This is a genomic window from Aeromonas sp. L_1B5_3 (assembly GCF_963866575.1).
Lineage (GTDB): Bacteria > Pseudomonadota > Gammaproteobacteria > Enterobacterales > Aeromonadaceae > Aeromonas > Aeromonas jandaei.
Window position 1 is genome coordinate 1 of the sequence record NZ_CAWMDN010000025.1, and the last position, 2783, is coordinate 2783.

Sequence of the window (2783 nt, forward strand, 5' to 3'; positions counted from 1 at the left end):
ACAGCCCGCCTGAGTTACATCCAACCAAAACCAGCCACACCCTACATATCCAATTAAAATCAGCGCCTTACAGGTAAAGCTGTCCAAAACCGTCCAACTGTAAATGACTCTATCTCGCACTAAATGGCACAATGGATGGCATAGTCAATGGCATACCACATTCTCAAGGAATCTTCCCTAATGCCACTTCTTACCGATACCAAAGCACGTAATCTCAAGCCGGGTGACAAAGCGATTGCACATGGTGGCGTAACAGGCCTAGCACTTCATCCGTCAACGGCTAAAGGCCGTGGCAACTGGGTGCTTCGTTATGTCAGCCCAGTGACCGGAAAACGCCGAAATGCAGGAATAGGCTCTTACCCCGAAATATCCATAGCCGATGCCACCAAGCAAGGACAGAAGATGCGAGAGCAACTCGCCAATGGCCTTGACCCACTCGAACTCAAACGTGCTGAAGAGAACAAACCCGCTATCCCAACTTTCGAGGCTGCTGCTCGGGAAGTTCATTCCAAACTGCTACCTGGATGGAAAAACCCCAAACACGGCAAACAGTGGATCTCGACGCTCGAGCAGTATGCATTCCCCATGATTGGCCAGTACTCAATCTCCGCTATCACTCCTGCACAGATCGCTGAGGTCTTAATGCCGATCTGGTTGGAGATCCCTGAAACTGCCAGCCGTGTGAAACAACGGCTGCATGCGGTCATGGCTTGGGCCTGGGCGCATGGTCACTGCCAGGCAAACCCTGTCGATGTTGTAAATCACTTACTCCCATCGCAACCCAGTAAGGCCGTTCGTACAGAGCATCAGCCAGCCATGCCTTGGCGTGATATTCCAACCTTTATTCAGCAGCATTTGAGAACGGCACAACGTTACGATGTAACTCGTTTAATGCTGGAGTTCTTAATCCTGACGGCTTGCCGCTCAGGTGAAGTGAGAGCCATGAAATGGTCAGAGGTAGACCTGGAAGCAAAGGTCTGGACCTTGCCAGCAGAACGAATGAAGGCCAAACAAATGCATCGCGTCCCGTTATCTCTTCGAGCCGTCGAGATCTTGATGGGGTTGCAGGGGTTGCATGATGAATTGGTCTTCCCTTCTCCACGCGATCAGGTCCCCCTATCAGATATGGTACTAACAACATTTTTGCGACGGGTAAAAGCGCCGAGCTCGACTCCTGGCCGTCTGGCAACTGCTCATGGCTTTCGTTCTAGCTTTCGCGACTGGTGTAGCGAGCAGGGCTATGCACGGGATCTCGCTGAACGAGCATTAGCTCACACAGTGCAGAACAAGGTAGAAGCCGCCTACCACCGCACGGACTTGCTGGATCAGCGACGTCCAATGATGGATGCGTGGGCTGAGTTTGTATCCGGTAATTCACCAACTGAATAAGAAGGAAGCGGCCCACCAAGGCCGCTTCCTTCTATGTTCTTTTTTTTTAGCTTTTCTTAGCCGTTGATGACATCTTGCCAAACCAGTGCTCAGAGAGTTTCTGCGCTTGTTTGACTTCCGGCTTGGTCATCGCGGCCTCGAGTTCATCACGGGCCCGTACAGCCTCAGGCATTCCTTCTGTCGCCGCCAGTGACAGCCAAGCATAAGCATGCACCCGGTTACGAGGAGCCCCCAAGCCTTCCTCACGCAATGTCCCCATTCGGTATTGGGCTTGGCGGTCGCCCTGCTGGGCCGCTAGGCGATACTGCTTGAGAGCAAGCGCGTAATCCTCTTTTCCCCCTTGTCCCAGACGCAGCATTTCACCGTAGGTGTACTGGGCGAGAATGTGTCCTTGTTGGGCGGCCTTGGCATAACTGGCTCTGGCCTGCGCCAGTTCACCTTGCTTATGCTGTAGCTCCGCCAGCTCGAACAATGCCTTTGGTACACCACCGTCAGCAGCCCGAGTTAACCAGTGGATCTGCTGCTCGCGGTCCACCTGCTGCAAACTCAGTTGGTACTCGGCTTCATGGGAGCCGTGCCCAGCAGCCAGCTCCAGCCAGTAACGTCCCAAAGCGGGGTCGGCTGATACCTGCTCCCCGGCCAGATACGCCATGCCAAGCCAGAGCTCTGCCTCGGCAGAACCCGCATTGGCAGCGCGCTGATAGGTAGCGAAAGCATGGGTGGGTGAGGCCTGCTTGGCTTGCAGTAACAACGCATCCCGTTGCTGTTGAGCCGCAGCCTTGTCGTTCCAGCGCTGGGCGAGGTCTGGTCGTTTGACGACCCCTTTACCTTGCACATATCGCTGACCCAACAGGTACTGGGCATCACGGTTACCCAGTTCTGCGGCTTGCTCAAGCCACTTGATGGCGTCCGTATCTGCACCCGGTTGGGTGCTGTACCAGCGGGCTAGGATCAACTGTGCTTCAGCATGATCCTGCTTAGCTGCCTGCTCGAACCAATCGAGGCATTCGCTCACCAGTTTGCCTTGATGCTGCTCCTGGCACATCAGGCCCAGCCGATAGCTGGCGTTGGTGTTACCAAGACGAGCTGAACGCTGCCACCACTGAGTAGCCTGCACTGGATTTTTGGGCTCACCTAGTCCGGCCTGATACCAGTCACCCACTTGCCAAGCAGCGCTGGCGCGGATCTTTTTATCGGCGGCCAAGGGGCCAGACTGCTCGACGGCCTGCTGCATCCAGTGCATGGCGTTGGGGTAATCGGGCTTGCTCGCCAGGCGTTTGGCCAGCTCATACTGGGCTCGTCCATCCCCCTGCTTTGCCGCTTGGGATAACTCGGTGTCAGTACGTGGGGCAGTGGCATCATGCGCATGCTAAAGCGGGAATTCAGATAATAAG

General features: G+C 55.1%; 1 protein-coding gene and 1 pseudogene. One reads left to right on the plus strand and one right to left on the minus strand.

What is annotated here, in order from left to right; translation table 11 throughout:
- Positions 1–147 precede the first annotated feature (147 nt).
- Positions 148–1389, plus strand: a complete 1242-nt coding sequence (locus AACR93_RS02825; RefSeq protein WP_231557009.1) for a tyrosine-type recombinase/integrase — start codon at positions 148–150, stop codon at positions 1387–1389.
- Positions 1390–1435: 46 nt separating this feature from the next.
- Here AACR93_RS02825 and AACR93_RS02830 read toward each other — a convergent pair.
- A pseudogene (locus AACR93_RS02830) lies at positions 1436–2755 on the minus strand (tetratricopeptide repeat protein); the annotation flags it as partial.
- Positions 2756–2783 lie beyond the last annotated feature (28 nt).